This window comes from Streptomyces sp. VNUA24, from assembly GCF_029167005.1.
GTDB lineage: Bacteria > Actinomycetota > Actinomycetes > Streptomycetales > Streptomycetaceae > Streptomyces > Streptomyces scabiei.
This window is the reverse complement of record NZ_CP119143.1, coordinates 1,347,785-1,363,312: the sequence shown is the minus strand read 5'-3', so window position 1 is coordinate 1,363,312 and position 15,528 is coordinate 1,347,785. Positions and strand designations below refer to the sequence as shown.

The window sequence follows — 15,528 nt, the reverse complement described above, 5'->3', positions numbered from 1 at the left end:
CATGGCTCTGCCCACCGTCAACCGCCAATGGCTGCTGGCCCGTCGCCCCGTCGGCGCCGTCACCACCGAAGACTTCCGCTACACCGAGTCCGACCCGCCGCTGCCCGGGGAGGGGGACGTCCTGGTCCGCACCCTGTACTTCGGCTACGACGCCAGCCAGCGCATCTGGCTCACCGACGACGGCGGCTACATGCCGCCGATCCAGGTCGGTGAGCCGATGCGGACCATGGGCATAGGCCAGGTCGTCGCCTCACGCGACCCGGACTACCGGCCCGGCGATCTGGTCGAGGGCTTCATGAGCTGGCAGGACTACGTCCTCCTGCGCGCCGACGGCCCGATGCCCCTGCGCGTCCTGCCCGCGAGTGACTACCCGCTCTCCTGGAACCTCGGTGTGTTCGGGGTCGGCGGACTGACCGCGTACTTCGGTGTCACCGACGGTCTCCGGGTGCAGGCGGGCGACACCGTCGTGATCTCGGCCGCGACCGGAGCCACCGGGTCGCTGGCCGGAGGGATCGCCAAGGCGCTCGGCGCCAAGACGGTGATCGGCATCGCCGGCGGCCCGGAGAAATGCCGCTGGATCGTCGAGAAGGCCGGCTACGACGCGGCCATCGACTACAAGAACGACAAGCTCGACGAGCGGCTGCGCGAACTGTGCCCGGACGGTGTCGACGCCTACTTCGACAACGTCGGCGGCGACATGCTCGACACCCTGCTGCTGAGCATGGCACCGCGGGGACGCGTGTTGATCTGCGGGGCCATGTCGTCCGGCTACACGGATGTCAGAGTGCAGGGCCCCGTCAACTACATGCGCATCGCCACCCACCAGCTGACCGTCCGGGGCATCCTGCTGTTCCACTACGCCGACCGCCTCGCCGAGGGCGCAGCGCGACTCGGCCAGTGGGTGAAGGAGGGCCGACTGCACGTCGAGGAGAGTGTCGTCGAGGGGTTCGAGAACGCGCCCGCCCTGCTCCCGACGATGTTCACCGGCAAACAGCCCGGAAAGCTGCTGCTCAAGCTGGGGGACCCGCACTGAGCCGGGTGCATCGGAAGCCGGCGACACGGTGCGGATAGGGTCGTCGGCAGCCGCATCCGAGGGGGACGACCGCCGGTGGACCTGGGCATCGTGGGGCAGGCAGCCGGGCTGTTCGCCGTCACCAACATCGACGACATCCTGATCCTGTCCCTGTTCTTCGCCCAGGCCGCGGGCCACCGGCACGCGGCCCGCCGGATCGTGACCGGGCAGTATCTCGGCTTCGCCGGCATCCTCGTGGTCGCGGCCGCCGCCGCGTTCGGAGCGACGTTCCTGCCGCAGGCCGCGATCCCGTATCTCGGCCTGCTGCCGCTCGCACTGGGCCTCAAGGCGGCATGGCAGGCATGGGGGAACCACCGTGCCGGTGAGGACGCGGGCGAGGAGGGGACGGGCGAGGAGGAGAGGGGCGGGGGCGGCCCGGGCCCGCTGGAGGTCGCCGCCGTCACCTTCGCCAACGGCGGCGACAACATCGGTGTCTACGTCCCCGTGTTCGCCACCGCCGGCGTCGGCGGGATGAGCGTGTACGCCGTGATCTTTCTGATCCTGGTGGGGGTGTGGTGCTGTGCGGGAAGGTACCTCGCCACACGCCCGGTCGTCGCCAGGACGCTCAGCCGCTGGGGCCACGTCCTGCTGCCCCTGGTGCTGATCGCGATCGGCCTGCTCATCCTGGTCGAGGGCGGGGCGTTCGGCCTGTAGGCAGGGCGATTCCGGGCCTGCCCGGCACCCGCCGCGACCGTCCGCGGCAGGCCCCTCGACGCCCTCAGCCCAGGGCCGCGACACCGGCGAGGAAGATGTCGACTCCCACGAGGAACTGTTCGCGGTCGTCGTGCTCGCTCAGCCGGGTCGCCGCCGCGTGCACGAACGGGTAGCGGCCCGGATCGATCTGCGCCCACTGCGTGGCGGCGTGCTCCAGGAAGGTCTCCCGGTCGCTGTCGTCGCCCGGGCGCAGCCGTGCGTTCGCGGCGTTCTGCGCGGCGACGCCGAGGACGTAGTTCACCAGCGCCCCGGCCGCGTCGAAGCGTGCCTTCTCCGGAACGGCGAGCGCGTGCAGCAGCCGGCCGACGCTCTCGTAGAAGTCCAGCAGCGCGGGCCGCCACGGTGCGCGGGAGAGTTCCGCCCCGACCCAGGGGTGGGCGTCGATCGCATCGAACAGGCCGGCGGCGAGCTGCCGCAGCGCGGCACGGGGGTCCGTGTCGCCGGCCGCGCCGGAGACCACGCCGGTGATGACGTCGTCGGCGGCCGCGGCGAGCAGATCGCCCTTGTCCGCGACGTGGTGGTAGATCGCCCCGTAGCCGGTGCTCAGCCGCACGGTGAGCGCGCGCAGCGTCAGGGCCTTCTCGCCGCCCTCGTCCAGCATCTCGATCGCGGTCCGGATGATCAGCTCCCTCGACAGGCTGTCCGTCCGCCGCGGGGCCCGCCCGGATCCCTTCGCCGCTCTCTTCACCATGGCCCCAGCATCCCACGGATGGAGCGCCGATCCAACTCCGTGCTAGCTTGATTGGAGCGCCGATCCAACAAGACGCTCGGGCCACCCCTCAGGGGCCAGGGAGGACACCATGAAGACACCTGTCACCATCATCGGAGCGGGTCTGGGCGGGCTGACGCTCGCTCGCGTCCTGCGGGTGCACGGCATCTCGGCCACCGTCTACGAGGCGGAGCCCGCGCCGGACGCCCGCCGCCAGGGCGGCCTGCTCGATCTGCACCCCGACAGCGGCCAGGCGGCTCTGGAGGCGGCCGGCCTGATCGAGGAGTTCCGCAAGCGGGTCCTGCCCGGCCGCGAGGCGTACCGGATCATGGACCAGGCGGGAAAGGTGCTCCTCGACCTGCCCGACACCGGAACCGGCGAACGCCCGGAGATACCACGCGGCGCACTGCGGCAGATGCTGCTCGACTCCCTGCCCGCTAGCACGGTCCGCTGGGGCCGCAAGGCCACCGCCGTGCGGACCGTCGGCGACGGCCGTCACCGGGTGGACTTCGCCGACGGCACCTCCGTGGTCGCGGACCTGCTCATCGGCGCCGACGGAGCCTGGTCGCGCGTACGCCCCCTGCTCTCGCAGGCCGGCCCGCGGTACTTCGGCGTGCTGAGCGTGGAGACGTTCCTCTTCGACGCGGAAACCCGCCACCCCGCCTCCGCGAAGGCGGTCGGCGCCGGATCACTCTTCGCCCTCGCACCGGGCAGGGGCCTGCTGGCCCACCGGGAGGCCGGCGGAACCCTGCACACCTACGCGCAACTGAGGAAACCGCAGGACTGGTTCGACGGCCTCGACACCACCGATGCCGCAGCCCTCACCGCCCGGGTCGCCGGGGAGTTCGACGGCTGGGCTCCCGAACTCACCGCTCTGATCACCGCCGGCGACACCCCACCGGCCGTTCGCCCCGTCTTCACCCTGCCGGCCGTGCACCGCTGGGAGCGCGTACGAGGGGTGACCCTGCTCGGCGACGCCGCTCACTTGCGTGCGCCGAACGGCGAAGGCGCCAACTCGGCCATGCGGGACGGCGCGGAACTCGGCCGGGCCCTCGCCCGCCACCCCGGCGACGTGGAAGCCGCCCTCGCCGCACACGAGCGGACCATGTTCGCCCGCGCCGCCGAGGTGGAAGCGAACGACGACGGCTTCTACCGGATCATGATCGACGACCATGCACCGCACAGCGTCCTCGCCCTGATGACCGGCGCCGAACCAGGAGCGTGACGCCCACGCCCACCCACACGCGGGCAGCGGGAAGCGGCTCACCGGCATCGGGGCCGGCCTCGTCTACACCTGCGACGCGGCCAGCAACTGCAGTGCCCGCTCCTTCAGCCGGGGACTGGCGGCCGCTGCGTCACCGGAGTCGAAGGGGGGTCGAGGGTCGTACTCGACGGCCAGCTGGATCGCCTTCGCCGTGTCGTCGTCCGCGATCAGTGACGCCAGATACAGGGACATGTCCACGCCCGCCGACACGCCGGCCGCGGTGATGATCTTTCCGGACCGTACGTAGCGCCGTGGCAGGTAGGTGACGTCGAAGGTGGACCGGAGGTAGTCGGCGGAGGCCCAGTAGGTGGTCGCCCTGCGGCCGGTCAGCAGTCCGGCCGCCGCGAGGACGATGCTGCCGGTGCACACGGAGGTCGTCCACCGGGTGTGACGGTGCATCTCACGGATCCAGTGCAGCAGCGCCTGGTTGTTCATCGCTTCCACCGTGCCGCGGTTGCCGGCCCCGGGCACCAGCAGGACGTCGAGCCGGTCGACCTCGGAGAGGGACCGCTCGGCGAGCACGGCCACGTCGGCCGTGTCCGTACGGACGGGCCCCCGCCGCTCGGCGATCATCGTCACGGTGGCGTCAGGGAGACGGGACAGGATCTCGGCCGGGCCGGTGGGGTCCAGCAGGCTGTAGCCGTCGTAGAGCAGGATGCCGATGTGCGGGCCGGTTCCGCCACCGGCCGGAGCCCCGTGCGCCTCGTCGGCCGGGGCCACGGCCGTGGCGGTGGCCGCGAGCGCGGCGGTGGCCAGGGTCCCGCGAAGGACGTTTCTGCGTGTCGTCGAGTTGTTCATGGAAGGGGAGTCTGCTGACCGGGCGGGACGCGTGGGGGCGGGATGTCCGGCATCCTGCGCATCCTGTCCCCGGTGACTCCGTAGTGGTGGAGGAACGCCTGCCGCAGTGTCTCCGGCGACCTGAATCCACAGCGACGGGCGATCGCCGCCATGGGCAGTGAGCTGGAGCGTGTCAGGTGTGCGGCGGCTTCGGCGCGCGCCGCACGTACGGCCCGTGCCGGAGTCGTGCCGAGGTGCGCGGTGAACAGGCGGGTGAGGTGCCGGGAGCTGATTCCCGCCCGGGCGGCCAGGGCGGCGGGGGTGAGGTCCCCGGCCAGGTTTCCGGCGATGTGGCCCATCAGGTCCCGCACCAGCCGGTCCTCCGGCGGCGGGGCTGCCAGGAACATGGATATCTGGGCCTGGTCGGCGGGCCGGTGCAGATGCGTGACGAGTTCCCGGGCGACGGCGCGGGCCAGCGTCGGGCCGTGGTCGTCCTCGATCAGGGCCAGTGTCAGGTCGAGGGCACTGGTGACACCGGCCGAGGTGTAGACGTTGCCGTCGCGGACGTAGAGGGGAGCGGCGTCCACGGCCACGGCAGGATGGCGCTCGGCGAGCCGATCCGCCCATCCCCAGTGGGTGGTCACCCGTCGGTGGTCCAGCAGCCCGGCAGCGGCCAGCACGTAGGCGCCGGTGCAGACCGAGGCCACCCGTCGGCTGCGTGCGGCCAGCCGCCGCACCTGATCCAGTAATAGCCCGTCGGCCGCCGCGTCCTCGCAGCCGATGCCGCCCACGACGATGAGCGTGTCCAACGGCCCCCCGACCGCCTCCAGGCACTGCCCGGCGCCCAGCATGATCCCCGCCGAGCTCCGGGCGGCGCGGCGGCCCAGGGTGCCCAGCTCGATGGAGTAGGGCGGCCGTGCGCCGTACCGGTTGGCGATGTCGAGGGCACCGCCGGGACAGGCGACGTCGAGGAGTTGCGCGCCGTCGTAGACGACGAGCAGAACACGCCGCTCGTCGATTCCGCCGCGGTCGCCGGCACGCGGCGGCGGCATCTCATGCCGGCGGCTTCCGAGGTCCCCCGCCGTGGCGGCCGGGGGGCTTGCCGCCCGGCACCCCGGGGGAGGGGTGCCAGGCTTGGTGACCGGGTCCGGGCTCACGCCGATCCGCCGCGGCGGCTCCTCAGCCACCACGCGCCGCCGCCGAGCACGAGGACCGCGGCACCGATGCCCAGGGGGACGGACATCGGCATGCCGTCGTCGTCCTTCGTGTCGGCCGCCGCCGGCTGGGCCGACGTCTTCTCGGCCGCGGGCTCGTCGGCGGGGGTGGCCGTCGTGGGAGCGGCGGTCGTCGGTTCCGGTGTGGGGCTGGGGCTCACGGGCTTCGCGCCGGGTGCGGCGGCCTTGAGCTCCAGTCGGGGCGCGGGATGCCCGTGCCCGTGTCCGTCGCCCTCCGCCTCGTCGTCCAGTTCGATCCAGCGGTCGACCTTGCCGTCGCTGTAGGTCTGCAGGGTCTTGAAGGCCAGCGCCTTCGCGTCCGGCAGCTGCCGGACGGTCACGACGTACTCGACGTCCTCGCCCACCGGGAGCTTCGGCCCCGACACGGTGTAACCCCGGTCGGTGGGGGCGAACTTCCAGTTCTCGGGGCCTTCCCCGTAGGTGAGGTCCTGCGGCGTGATGCCCTTGGGCAGGATCACCTCCAGCTTGGTGATGCCGGCCGAGGCGGACTCCGACTCGGCGGAGAAGGTCAGTTCGACGTTCTGGTCGAGGGCGCGGGCACCGTCCGCCTCGACTTCGGCGTGGGCTGCGGCCGGGCCCGCGGCGGCGAGGGTGACCGCGAACGCGGCTGCGGAGAGGGCGCCGGCGAGGCGCAGGTTGCGTACGAGGTGCGAGCGGTGCATGGGGAACTCCCAAGTTTCGATGGTGCGGAGACTGCACTGAGTCCCTGACAGGGCAGGAGTGAGCGCCTGGCGTCTCCCCGTGCACTCGTGCGGAGCACCTGTGTCCGGGGCGATGGTCGCGGAGTCGCGCGAGCGGCACGGTGGAACGCCGGGACCGATGAGGCTCGACGAGGTGGACGGCCGGGCGCGCTGGGCGAAGGCCGAGCCCGGGGCGAGGAGTCGACGGCTCGTCGTCTCCCTGAGCGGCCCCGGTCGATCGGCTGTCGTCAGGCGACAGCGGTCCCCGTGGGTGGACCCCGAGACGTGAGGGCGTGGGCGAGCAGCAGCCGTCGCGGCATGCGGTCCGAACGCGCTCGCCCGGCGCGGACGCGAGGCCGGCACGGCGGCGCGGGCAGCCGGAGGATCAGAAGCAGCGGAGCGACGAGCCGTGCGGCGCAGGCCCGCAGGACGCGGAACGCGGCACGTTCACCGAGGGCGAGCCACAGCCCGCACAGCGACGCGGCCAGCAGGTGGGCGGCGAGCATGCCGGCCCACGACGTACCACCCGTGCCATGGTGCAGGGAATGCACGATCCCGGAGTGGTCCATGGGCCCCATGGAGTGCGCCGCACCCATCCCGTGGTGCAGGGACGCCAAGGACGTCGCCTCGCCCGATGTCCGGGGAGCGACGAGGGCTTGCGCGAGCGAGAACGACACGTGCAGCACGGCTTGGGCCGCGACCACGCAGGAGCCGACCAGGACCGGCCCGCGCTCCCGGCGGGCCAACAGCCAGCCTGTCCCGCCGGCCGTCGACGTCCCCGCGGCCATGGCCCACCAGGGAACCGCGGTTCCCGACATCGTCACGTGTCCCAGGGAGGCGAGCAGCACGCAGACGGCCGCGAACACAGCGGCCCTGAGCGTGCGAGAACACCACCCTGCAGTCATGACGCCTCATCCTCACAGTCCGGGTCCCACGCGTCACGGGATGGTACGGAACTTCCCCCGGAGTGCCACTCAATTCGGCCATGGTGATCCACACCACAGCGACGGCCGTGAGCTCGGCGAACATCGGTGGTGATCGCCACGGTCGAGCCGGGCCGGTGTGCTCGGCCGACCGAGGCCGCGGTACCGATGGCTCCTGAAGTCCGTTGCGTGGCCCCGTGAGTCGTGCTTGGCTCGCCCGATGGACTTTCTGCTGACGGCGAGTGGCCTGCGTAACGAGACGCTGCGGGAGGCGCTCAGGGAGATGCTGGGCAAGCCGTTCGGAGCGGCGAACGTCGTCTACGTGCCCACGGCGTCCGTCGCCGAGTCCGGGGACCATGGGTGGCTGCTCGCCGACATGAACCGCGTGCACGGCCTCGGCTGGCGGGAGTTCGACGTCCTGGAGCTGAACGGCCTGCCGCGGCAGACCGTGCTGGACCGGCTGCTCCGCGCCGACGTCATCTACTGTGCGGGCGGCAACCAGTACCACCTCGCGCGCAGCATCACCGGCAACGGCCTGGCCGATGGCTTCCTGGAGGCGCTCCGGAGCCGGGTCTACGTGGGATTCAGTGCCGGATCAATGATCTTCAGCCGTCAACTCACCGAACACTCCGCCGACGTCATCGGGGACACCGCCGACCTCCACGCGCTCGGCGCGACGACCGTGGAACCCCCGTTCGGCCTCTTCGACTGGTACCTCAAGCCTCACCTCTACTCGTCGGATTTCCCGAACCGGGACGACGCCTGGGCGGATCGCATCGCCGAGCGGGCCGACTTCCCGATCTACTTCCTCGACGACGAGACGGCCGTACGCGTCAGAGACGGCAAGGCGGATGTCGTCTCTGAAGGCCGGTGGCGGTTCCACCCCTGACGCGATCCGTCGAGGGGTCAGCCGGAGGGGTCGCGGCGGAGGTCGCCGTGGCCCTCGCCCGGCGCGATGGCGTGCAGGATGCGCCGGCTGACCTGGGTGAGCTGTTTGACCTGTGTTCTGGTCAACGGGTCGAACACCAGTTGGCGCACCAGTGCGACGTGTCCGGGAGCGGCGCCGAGCATCTTCTGGTGTCCCTCGTCGGTGAGGGTGGCGAGGGTGTAGCGACCGTCGGCCGGGTCGGGGCGGCGGTGGACGAAGCCCTTGCGTTCCAGACGGGCCACGACCTGGGAAAGGCGCGAGAGCGAGCCCTCGGCGCAGGCGGCCAGGTCGCTCATGCGCAGTTCACGTCGCGGTGACTCCGACAGCGCCGCCATCACGCCGTACTCGAAGTGCGTCAGCCCTTCTTCGCGCAGCTGCGCGTCGAGCGCGTGTTCCAGGCGTCGCATGATGCCGACCAGGCCGAGCCAGGCGCGGCGCTCCTCCTCGTCGAGCCAGTGCGGCGCCTCGTCGGCCGGGGGGTTCGTCATGCCCTCCAATGTAACCGGTGCTTCACGCTTGAAATTAATCAACCTCGTCATCACTTGACGCTTGAAGTCATCAGGACTACTTTTCGGTTAAACCTTGAAGTGACTGTCCGGGTGCCACCAGGCTGAGGCCCGTGTCGACGCCCTGACCGTGAGCGACACCGTCGGCCACCCCTGACGTCGCGTCCTGGACGCCTCCGCTCTCACGGTCGCCGTGAGCCGTCGTACCGACGTCGTCGTCGGCCGACCCGATCCACTCCTCGTCCCCACCCCACACCTGATCCGGAGAACGCCATGAGCCAGCAACTCGCCACCAGCCCGGCCCGCCCCCGCGGTCTCGTCGTGACCGGCGGTCTGATCGGCACCGCCGTGGTCGCGATCGCCCTCAACGCCGTTGTCGCCGCGGCAGCCCACGCCGCCGGCGCCTCGCAGGAGTTCCAGCCCCTCCAGCCGTCCGCCTACGCGCCCTTCACCGTCTTCGGTGTCCTGGCAGCCGCTGCCGCCTGGGCGATCATCCGCGCACGTGCCGCCCGGCCGGCTCGGCTGCTGCGCGTCCTGGTCCCGGTCGTCGTGATCGTCAGTCTGGTCCCGGACATCATGGTCGGCGCCACGGACAGTCAGCCCGGCAGCAGTTGGGGGGCCGCGCTCGCCCTGATGGTCATGCACGTCGTGGTCGCCGCCGTCGCCGTCCCCGCCTACCGGCGACTCCTTCCCCTCCCCGCCGACCGGGCCTGACCGTGCGTCCCCCTCGTCCACGTCAGTCCAGGTCCAGAGGGCCGGACTTCGGGTAGCGCACGGCGAGGGCCGCGATGTCGTCGTCCAGTCTGCCGCCGCTGAAGCCGAGGAGGTCCTGGTGGAGTCGGTCGAGCAGGCCGTGGGGTGACACCGGGCCCTGCCGGCCCATCCAGTCCTGCAACGGGAAGAACTCGCCGGCGTGATCCCGGGTCTCCGTCACACCGTCGGTGTAGAGCAGGAGTTCGTCGCCCGGGGCGAAGGGCACGGTGTCGGTGCGGTAGTTGTCCTGGACGAGTGCCGCGAGGTTGAGCGGTGGCGAGGGTTCGCTGGGCTCCAGGACGCGTGTCTCGCCCCGGTGCACGAGAAGCGGCGGCGGGTGCCCGCAGTTGAGAAGTGTGACGTGGCCGCCGCCGCGCGGGATCTCGGCGAGCAGGGCGGTGGCGAAGCGCTCCGGCAGATCCTGGGAGGGGTGGGCGGCGCTGTGGCGGCCGATGCTGATCTCCAGGCGCCGGATGATGCTCGTCAGGTCCGGTTCGTCGTGCGCGGCCTCTCGGAAGCAGCTGATCAGCGCCGAGGCCGCCCCCACGGCGGAGAGGCCCTTGCCCCGTACGTCGCCCAGCAGCAGCCGGACGCCGTGCGGTGTCTCGGCCGCCTCGTAGAAGTCGCCGCCGATCCGTGCCTGGGCCTGCGCCGCGACGTACAGCGATTCGATCTCGATGTCCCCCAGGTGGCTCGGCAGCGGTCGGAACAGGACCTGCTGGGCGGTGTCGGCCACGAGCCGGATCTGGAGGAGCGCCTCCTCCCGGCGGAGTCGGACGTGGCTCGCGTAGGCGGCAGCCAGGGTGACGGCGGCGATCGCGGCCGCGGTGTAGGGGGTGCCCAGGTCGCTGTAGACGAGGCCGAGGCCCAGCATGATCAGCGCGCAGAACGCACCCAGCAGGACCGTGGGGAGCACCGGCCACATCGAGGCGGCCAGGGCGGGCGCGGCAGGCAGGAGGCGGCTGATGGCGATGCCTCTCGGTGTCGCGAACGCCAGCGCGCCGATGAGGAGGGTGAGGATCACCGGTGACAGTCGGACAGCGTCCCATCGGTCACCGTATGGACGCCCGCGTCGCTGTCGCCTCGAAGTAGGCACGAAATCAATCGTAACTACAACAAAGCGGATAGTGAGCCAGGCGGGAACGCATGTTCATGCCCGGCTTGCCGCCATGATCACCGGACTCGGCCCCACCGGCAGCACTCGTCGGCGTGCTGCCGTACGGCCTGGACAGGGGGGCCTGGCGGGACCGTACGGCAGGACGGATCCCGGTCCGCGCCGCCTCGACCGACGGCTTCTTCGTCCGGATCACGGCACGGCACCGCGGGCGGCCCTCGCGGGGGCCGGCGGGGAGACGCGCGCCTCGACGGCGCATGCGGCGGCGACGCCCAGAGCAGCCACCGCCATGGCGACACCGAACACCATGTCCGGGCCGGGGCTCTGGTCGCGTACGTCGACCAGGGCCCGAGCGGCGAGGACGAGCTGGCCCAGCGCGACGGCACCGAGCCACCCCATGCGTACGGCCCGCGGGGTGCGAGCGCGGATCACGTCCAGGGCCAGGATCCCGGCGGCGCCTGCCAAGGCAACCACGATGCCGAGCAGGATCGCGGCGTACGACGGGTTCCACGGCGCGGGGTCGGTGTGGTCGAGTTCCGCCGTGTCCGGCGGGAGAACTATGACCAGCAAGGTGAACAGCGCGATGTAGGCCACCTGCAGGAGCAGAAGGACGGGCGCCACGCGCCGGTTGAGTACGGGGATCATTCGGACTCCTCACAGGCTGCCGATCGGATGACAGGGCCGACCGGCCGGGCGGCGGCTCCGTGCTCGCCACCCGGCACCGAACCGATGCGGCCGGCGCCGGGGCGAGCGAGGTGTCGGTGTGTCAGGGGGTGCTGGGCTTTCCCTGGGTGTAGAGCCACTTGTCGAACAACGGACCGAGCTTCTTCCCGGAGAGCTGTTCCGCGAGCTTCCGGAACTGGGCGGTGGTGCCGTGTCCATGACGCTGCTCTGTGGCCCAGGTGCGCAGGATACGGAAGAAGACACGGTCCCCGACCGCGGTGCGCAGGGCGTGCAGGGTCATGGCCCCGCGGTCGTAGACGGGGCGTTCGAAGATCTTGGCGCCGCTGCCGGGATCGCCGGGCGGGAACGCCCACAGGGAGTCACGCGCGGGAGTGGCGTACAGGTCGTCGAAGGTCTGCTGGGCGCTGGTGCCACCGTGCTGCTCGGCGTAGAGCCATTCGGCGTAGCCGGCGAAGCCCTCGTTGAGCCAGATGTCCTTCCAGGACGTGAGGGTGACGGAGTCACCGAACCACTGATGGGCGCTCTCGTGGACGAGGGTGCTCAGGTCCGGGGCGCTGCTGTAGACGGGCCGTGTCTGCGTTTCCAGGGCGTAGCCGACGTCGGGCGCGTGGTCGACTATGGAGCCGGCGGCGCGGTACGGGTAGGGCCCGAACAGCTTGCTTCCCCACTCCAGCACGTTCGGCAGCTGCTTCAGGACCGGTGCGGCGTCCTTCGCGAGGCGCGGATCGACGGCGTCGTAGACCTTGATCCCGTCGCGGGTCGTGTACTGCTTGACGTTGAACTTTCCGATGGTCGCGGTGGCGAGGTAGGCGGCCATGGGTTCCTTCTGCCGCCAGCGGAAGGTGGTCCTGCCCTTGCGGGTGCTCTTCCCGAGCAGGACGCCGTTGGAGACGGCGGTGCGCCCCTCGGGCACGGTGATCGTGATGTCGTACGACGACTTGTCGAGCGGGTGGTTGTTGGCCGGGAACCAGGTCATGGCGCCCTGCGGTTCGCCGGCGACGAACACACCGTCCTTCGTGGGGATCCAGCCGTCGAGGGAGCCGTCGGGGTCGGTGACCGGACCGGGCTTGCCCCGGTAGGTGACGGCGACGCGGAACTTCTGCCCCTTGTGCAGGGCGTGCCGAGGCGTGACGACGAGTTCCTGTCCGCTGCGTCTGTACGTCGCTCTGGACCGGTCGACGGTCAGGCCGGTGATCTTGAGGCCCTTGAGGTCGAGGTCGAAGCGGGTCAGCCGCTGGGTGGCGCGGGCGGTGAGGACCGCCTTTCCGGTGAGCTTCCGGCTCGTCGTGTCGTAACCGAGCGTCAGGCCGTAGTGCGTGACGTGGTAACCACCGTTGCCGGCAAGGGGGAAGTAGGGGTCACCGACGCCCGGGGCGCCCGCCTGTTCGGCCGCGGTGGCGGGTCCGGCCGCGGTGAGCAGGGCCGCGACGACGGCAGGGACGGTGAACGCGATGGTGGGGCGGCCGAGGACGGCGGGGCGCCGAGGGGATGGGGTCACGGGTGCTCTCCAGAGGGGGGTGGTGTGATCATGCGAGCCTCAGGCTATGCAACGGTCGGTCCCGACCACACCAGCTCCGGGTCAAGTCTGTGGGCCGGGCGGGGGCGGGCCGGGCCGGGTTGGTCCGTGCCGTCGATGGCGTAGGCGTTGCACGTCCTGCCGTGGCTCACGTGACGGAACCGGTAGCGGAAGCCGGTCGACCCGCGACCGGTGCCGGTGGGGCCGGCCCCGCCCCGGTCGGTGGGGTTGGCCCCACCAAGGATCCTCGGGAGCACTGGCTCGTGCCACGCTCCCACCGTTCCTAGCGTTCTCGTATGACGGAAACGCTGCCACCGCGCACCGCAACCCGGTTACTGGATGTCGACGCGCTGCGCGGGTTCGCGCTGTTCGGGATCCTTGTCGTGAACCTCGCCTTCTTCGCCTCCGGTTACCCCTTCCACCTCGTCGCCGATCCAGCCCATGACTCGTGGCCGGACCGGACTGCCGAGTTCGGGGTCCGTCTGCTGTTCGAGATGAAGTTCTACTTGCTGTTCTCCTTCCTGTTCGGATACAGCTTCACCCTGCAGCTGGCCGCCGCGGGCAGGGCCGGCGCGAACTTCACCGCACGCTTCCTCCGCCGGCTCGGCGGACTCTTCGTGCTCGGCGGCCTGCACGCGGTGCTGCTGTTCCACGGCGACATCCTGACCACCTACGCCCTGCTCGGCCTGGTCCTGCTTGCCGTGCGCCGCATCCAGCCGAGGACCGCGGTCATCACCGCGGCGGCGATCATCGGCGTCATGGCGGCCGGGGTGGCCGCGGCTGCTCTGGCCGGGGTCGAACTGGTCACCGACCAGGGCGCCGCGCTCGCCGACGGTCGCGCGTCCACCGACGCGCTGGCCGGCGGCCTTGGTTCGGTGATCGGCGAGCACGTCCGCTCGCTGCCGACGATGGCCGGGAGCCTCGCCGTGCAGGGCCCGCTCGCGTTCGCCGCGTTCCTCGTCGGGCTGGCCGCGGGCCGGCGCCGGACGCTCGCCGACGGGACGGGCAGGCACACGGTCGCGCTGCGTCGACTGGAACGGGTCGGCTACCCGATCGGGCTCGCGGGCGCGTTGGTCTTCGCGATCGGCGGCGGCACGGTCGGCCTGGCCGGGCTGGCGGTGAGCATCGTGATGGCGCCGCTGCTGGTCGGCGCCTATGTGGCGACCCTGCTACGGGTGTTCGCCACCCCGCGCGGTGCCCGCCTGGCACGGGTGCTCGCGCCGGCCGGCCAGATGGCGCTGTCGAACTATCTCGGTCAGTCCCTGCTGGGCGTGCTGATCTTCACCGGAGTGGGGCTCGGGCTGACCGGAGACACGCCGCCGGCGGCCGTGCCGGTCGTCGCCGTCGCTGTCTTCGCGCTCCAACTGTGGCTGAGCCGACACTGGATGGCGCGATACCGGTACGGCCCGGCCGAATGGGCACTCCGGGCCCTCACGAACGCGGAGCGCCCCCGGATGCGCCGCTGACCTCGGCCCCCACGCCGCGAGCCCGGGTGGGGCGGTCCTGGCACGGCGCGACGGCTCAGATCAGCGCGTTCTTGTAGAAGATGCTGGAACGCCGGTCACCCTCCACCCCGGTGGCGAAACCGATGAAGAGGCGGGCCTCACCGGCGTCGGTGCGGTAGATCGCCAGGCCCTCGGGCTCGCGATGGTGCAGGGTGGAGCCGGCCTTGGTGAGGACAGGACCCTGCTTCACGGTGCCGGTGTTGATGTCGATGCTGGTGACATAGGTGTTGCCGTCGCCGGTGGGCGTACCGTCGCCGGGGTACGCGTCACCCGTCAGGTAGTACATGTACGAGCCGTACAACGTGTAGCCCTGCGGTGTGCCGGAGATCGTCGGCTGCTTGAAGTCGACCAGAGGCGAGCCGAAGTTGCCCGTCGCGAAGGCGGAGAGGGGGTACACGGCGATGCGCTTGCCCGAGCTGGTGTGGTACCGCACGATCATGCGCTGGTAGACCGGGTCGGCGGAGCAGGTGTACTCGGTGGCCCCCGCGATCGGCCGGTAGGCGGCCGACCCGGCCGGTGAGCTGAGCGTGGTGCCGGCGGTGTACGTGACCGGGGTGAGCGCGGTGCCGTATCCGCTGGTGTTCGCGGCACACTCGATCCACAGCTCGGTGCCGGAACCGCTCGGCAGCGCGGCGAAGGCGACGCCGTGACCGAAGCCGTTGAGGTGCATGTACGAGAGGTAGTTCCCGTCGAAGTCCATCTTGTTGATGCACAGGTCACCGGCGGACTCGGGGCTGTCACTCCGCTTGGTCGCCACGAAGAGGAACTTGTTCACCCAGTCGAAGGCGAAGCTCTGCTGGACCCGCGCACCGTGTGTGTCCTTGGAACGGAACAGGTCGTACGACGGCTCCGTGAGGTCGAACCGCTTGGTGGTGGCCACCGCCGCGGAAGCCGTCTGCACGCCGGCGGCGAGCCCCAGCGCGGCGAGCGAGGCGCCGGCGCCGGTGCGTATGAGGCCGCGGCGGGAGAAGGGGAGACCGGGGGTGTGGTTCATGGGGGGACTCCAGAGCATGGTGGGGGAGAGGGCAGAAGTGCGTGATGCTATCTCCCTGGCCGACCCCCCGTCCGGACTGGGCGGGCTCCGTCACAACTGCGGCACCGGACGGGCACAACTCCCCGCGACGGCAGGGGTGCTGACCTCTTCCGGC

Annotated in this window: 16 protein-coding genes; 6 read left to right on the top strand and 10 right to left on the bottom strand. The window is 71.3% G+C overall.

From position 1 onward, the window contains the following. Position 1 precedes the first annotated feature (1 nt). Both PYR72_RS05475 and PYR72_RS05470 read left to right on the top strand, forming a co-directional pair. Positions 2-1,033 carry an NADP-dependent oxidoreductase gene (locus tag PYR72_RS05475; protein WP_275454168.1) on the top strand — a complete coding sequence of 344 codons (1,032 nt, stop codon included), beginning with the start codon at positions 2-4 and terminating at the stop codon, positions 1,031-1,033. Between the two features lie 75 nt (positions 1,034-1,108). After that, on the top strand, positions 1,109-1,726 hold the full coding sequence (locus PYR72_RS05470) for a cadmium resistance transporter (protein ID WP_275454167.1): 618 nt from the start codon (positions 1,109-1,111) through the stop codon (positions 1,724-1,726). 64 nt (positions 1,727-1,790) lie between these two features. On the opposite strand, the gene PYR72_RS05465 is transcribed toward PYR72_RS05470, so the two are convergent. Then, positions 1,791-2,477: a TetR/AcrR family transcriptional regulator C-terminal domain-containing protein gene (locus PYR72_RS05465; protein ID WP_275454166.1), complete on the bottom strand. Its 687-nt coding sequence runs from the start codon at positions 2,475-2,477 to the stop codon at positions 1,791-1,793. 109 nt (positions 2,478-2,586) lie between these two features. Between PYR72_RS05465 and PYR72_RS05460 the strand changes: the two genes are divergently transcribed. Continuing rightward, positions 2,587-3,720: an NAD(P)/FAD-dependent oxidoreductase gene (locus tag PYR72_RS05460; RefSeq protein WP_275454165.1), complete on the top strand. Its 1,134-nt coding sequence runs from the start codon at positions 2,587-2,589 to the stop codon at positions 3,718-3,720. A 63-nt stretch (positions 3,721-3,783) separates the two neighbouring features. Here the strand turns inward: PYR72_RS05460 and PYR72_RS05455 are convergent, their stop codons facing one another. The 4 genes from PYR72_RS05455 to PYR72_RS05440 all read right to left on the bottom strand — a co-directional run bounded on the left by PYR72_RS05455 (position 3,784) and on the right by PYR72_RS05440 (position 7,356). Beyond that, complete coding sequence (locus tag PYR72_RS05455) at positions 3,784-4,557, bottom strand: DJ-1/PfpI family protein (RefSeq protein WP_275454164.1); 774 nt, start codon at positions 4,555-4,557, stop codon at positions 3,784-3,786. After that, positions 4,554-5,588 carry a DJ-1/PfpI family protein gene (locus PYR72_RS05450; protein WP_275454163.1) on the bottom strand — a complete coding sequence of 345 codons (1,035 nt, stop codon included), beginning with the start codon at positions 5,586-5,588 and terminating at the stop codon, positions 4,554-4,556. Before PYR72_RS05450 ends, PYR72_RS05455 begins: the two co-directional genes overlap by 4 nt. Before the next feature lie 101 nt (positions 5,589-5,689). After that, positions 5,690-6,433, bottom strand: coding sequence for a DUF1775 domain-containing protein (locus PYR72_RS05445; RefSeq protein WP_275454162.1), 744 nt, complete (start codon positions 6,431-6,433; stop codon positions 5,690-5,692). A gap of 266 nt (positions 6,434-6,699) precedes the next feature. After that, the gene (locus tag PYR72_RS05440) at positions 6,700-7,356 is read right to left on the bottom strand and encodes a hypothetical protein (protein ID WP_275454161.1); all 657 of its coding nucleotides are present in this window, start codon (positions 7,354-7,356) and stop codon (positions 6,700-6,702) included. A 238-nt stretch (positions 7,357-7,594) separates the two neighbouring features. Between PYR72_RS05440 and PYR72_RS05435 the strand changes: the two genes are divergently transcribed. After that, positions 7,595-8,263, top strand: coding sequence for a Type 1 glutamine amidotransferase-like domain-containing protein (locus PYR72_RS05435; RefSeq protein WP_275454160.1), 669 nt, complete (start codon positions 7,595-7,597; stop codon positions 8,261-8,263). Positions 8,264-8,280: 17 nt separating this feature from the next. Here the strand turns inward: PYR72_RS05435 and PYR72_RS05430 are convergent, their stop codons facing one another. Beyond that, the gene (locus PYR72_RS05430) at positions 8,281-8,790 is read right to left on the bottom strand and encodes a MarR family transcriptional regulator (RefSeq protein ID WP_275454159.1); all 510 of its coding nucleotides are present in this window, start codon (positions 8,788-8,790) and stop codon (positions 8,281-8,283) included. A 291-nt stretch (positions 8,791-9,081) separates the two neighbouring features. On the opposite strand from PYR72_RS05430, the gene PYR72_RS05425 reads away from it, so the two are divergent. Further along, a complete protein-coding gene (locus PYR72_RS05425) occupies positions 9,082-9,522 on the top strand; it encodes a DUF6069 family protein (protein ID WP_275454158.1) in 441 nt (146 codons plus the stop codon). Between the two features lie 22 nt (positions 9,523-9,544). Here PYR72_RS05425 and PYR72_RS05420 read toward each other — a convergent pair whose 3' ends face one another. The 3 genes from PYR72_RS05420 to PYR72_RS05410 form a co-directional block, all read right to left on the bottom strand. Continuing rightward, a complete protein-coding gene (locus tag PYR72_RS05420) occupies positions 9,545-10,585 on the bottom strand; it encodes a PP2C family protein-serine/threonine phosphatase (protein ID WP_275454157.1) in 1,041 nt (346 codons plus the stop codon). A gap of 282 nt (positions 10,586-10,867) precedes the next feature. Next, positions 10,868-11,320 (bottom strand): hypothetical protein, encoded by a 453-nt coding sequence (locus PYR72_RS05415; RefSeq protein ID WP_275454156.1) that lies wholly within the window; start codon positions 11,318-11,320, stop codon positions 10,868-10,870. A 121-nt stretch (positions 11,321-11,441) separates the two neighbouring features. After that, positions 11,442-12,857, bottom strand: coding sequence for a M1 family metallopeptidase (locus tag PYR72_RS05410; protein ID WP_275454155.1), 1,416 nt, complete (start codon positions 12,855-12,857; stop codon positions 11,442-11,444). 314 nt (positions 12,858-13,171) lie between these two features. On the opposite strand from PYR72_RS05410, the gene PYR72_RS05405 reads away from it, so the two are divergent. After that, the gene (locus tag PYR72_RS05405) at positions 13,172-14,341 is read left to right on the top strand and encodes a DUF418 domain-containing protein (RefSeq protein ID WP_275454154.1); all 1,170 of its coding nucleotides are present in this window, start codon (positions 13,172-13,174) and stop codon (positions 14,339-14,341) included. 55 nt (positions 14,342-14,396) lie between these two features. On the opposite strand, the gene PYR72_RS05400 is transcribed toward PYR72_RS05405, so the two are convergent. Further along, positions 14,397-15,374: a teichoic acid biosynthesis protein C gene (locus PYR72_RS05400; protein WP_275454153.1), complete on the bottom strand. Its 978-nt coding sequence runs from the start codon at positions 15,372-15,374 to the stop codon at positions 14,397-14,399. Positions 15,375-15,528: the final 154 nt, after the last annotated feature.

Excerpts from the sequence above, each read along its gene's own strand:
- PYR72_RS05475 (WP_275454168.1), top strand. The coding sequence starts at position 2 with ATGGCTCTGCCCACCGTCAACCGCCAATGGCTGCTGGCCCGTCGCCCC.
- PYR72_RS05465 (WP_275454166.1), bottom strand. The coding sequence starts at position 2,477 with ATGGTGAAGAGAGCGGCGAAGGGATCCGGGCGGGCCCCGCGGCGGACG.
- PYR72_RS05460 (WP_275454165.1), top strand. The coding sequence starts at position 2,587 with ATGAAGACACCTGTCACCATCATCGGAGCGGGTCTGGGCGGGCTGACG.
- PYR72_RS05455 (WP_275454164.1), bottom strand. The coding sequence starts at position 4,557 with ATGAACAACTCGACGACACGCAGAAACGTCCTTCGCGGGACCCTGGCC.
- PYR72_RS05450 (WP_275454163.1), bottom strand. The coding sequence starts at position 5,588 with ATGCCGCCGCCGCGTGCCGGCGACCGCGGCGGAATCGACGAGCGGCGT.
- PYR72_RS05445 (WP_275454162.1), bottom strand. The coding sequence starts at position 6,433 with ATGCACCGCTCGCACCTCGTACGCAACCTGCGCCTCGCCGGCGCCCTC.
- PYR72_RS05440 (WP_275454161.1), bottom strand. The coding sequence starts at position 7,356 with ATGACTGCAGGGTGGTGTTCTCGCACGCTCAGGGCCGCTGTGTTCGCG.
- PYR72_RS05435 (WP_275454160.1), top strand. The coding sequence starts at position 7,595 with ATGGACTTTCTGCTGACGGCGAGTGGCCTGCGTAACGAGACGCTGCGG.
- PYR72_RS05430 (WP_275454159.1), bottom strand. The coding sequence starts at position 8,790 with ATGACGAACCCCCCGGCCGACGAGGCGCCGCACTGGCTCGACGAGGAG.
- PYR72_RS05425 (WP_275454158.1), top strand. The coding sequence starts at position 9,082 with ATGAGCCAGCAACTCGCCACCAGCCCGGCCCGCCCCCGCGGTCTCGTC.
- PYR72_RS05415 (WP_275454156.1), bottom strand. The coding sequence starts at position 11,320 with ATGATCCCCGTACTCAACCGGCGCGTGGCGCCCGTCCTTCTGCTCCTG.
- PYR72_RS05405 (WP_275454154.1), top strand. The coding sequence starts at position 13,172 with ATGACGGAAACGCTGCCACCGCGCACCGCAACCCGGTTACTGGATGTC.
- PYR72_RS05400 (WP_275454153.1), bottom strand. The coding sequence starts at position 15,374 with ATGAACCACACCCCCGGTCTCCCCTTCTCCCGCCGCGGCCTCATACGC.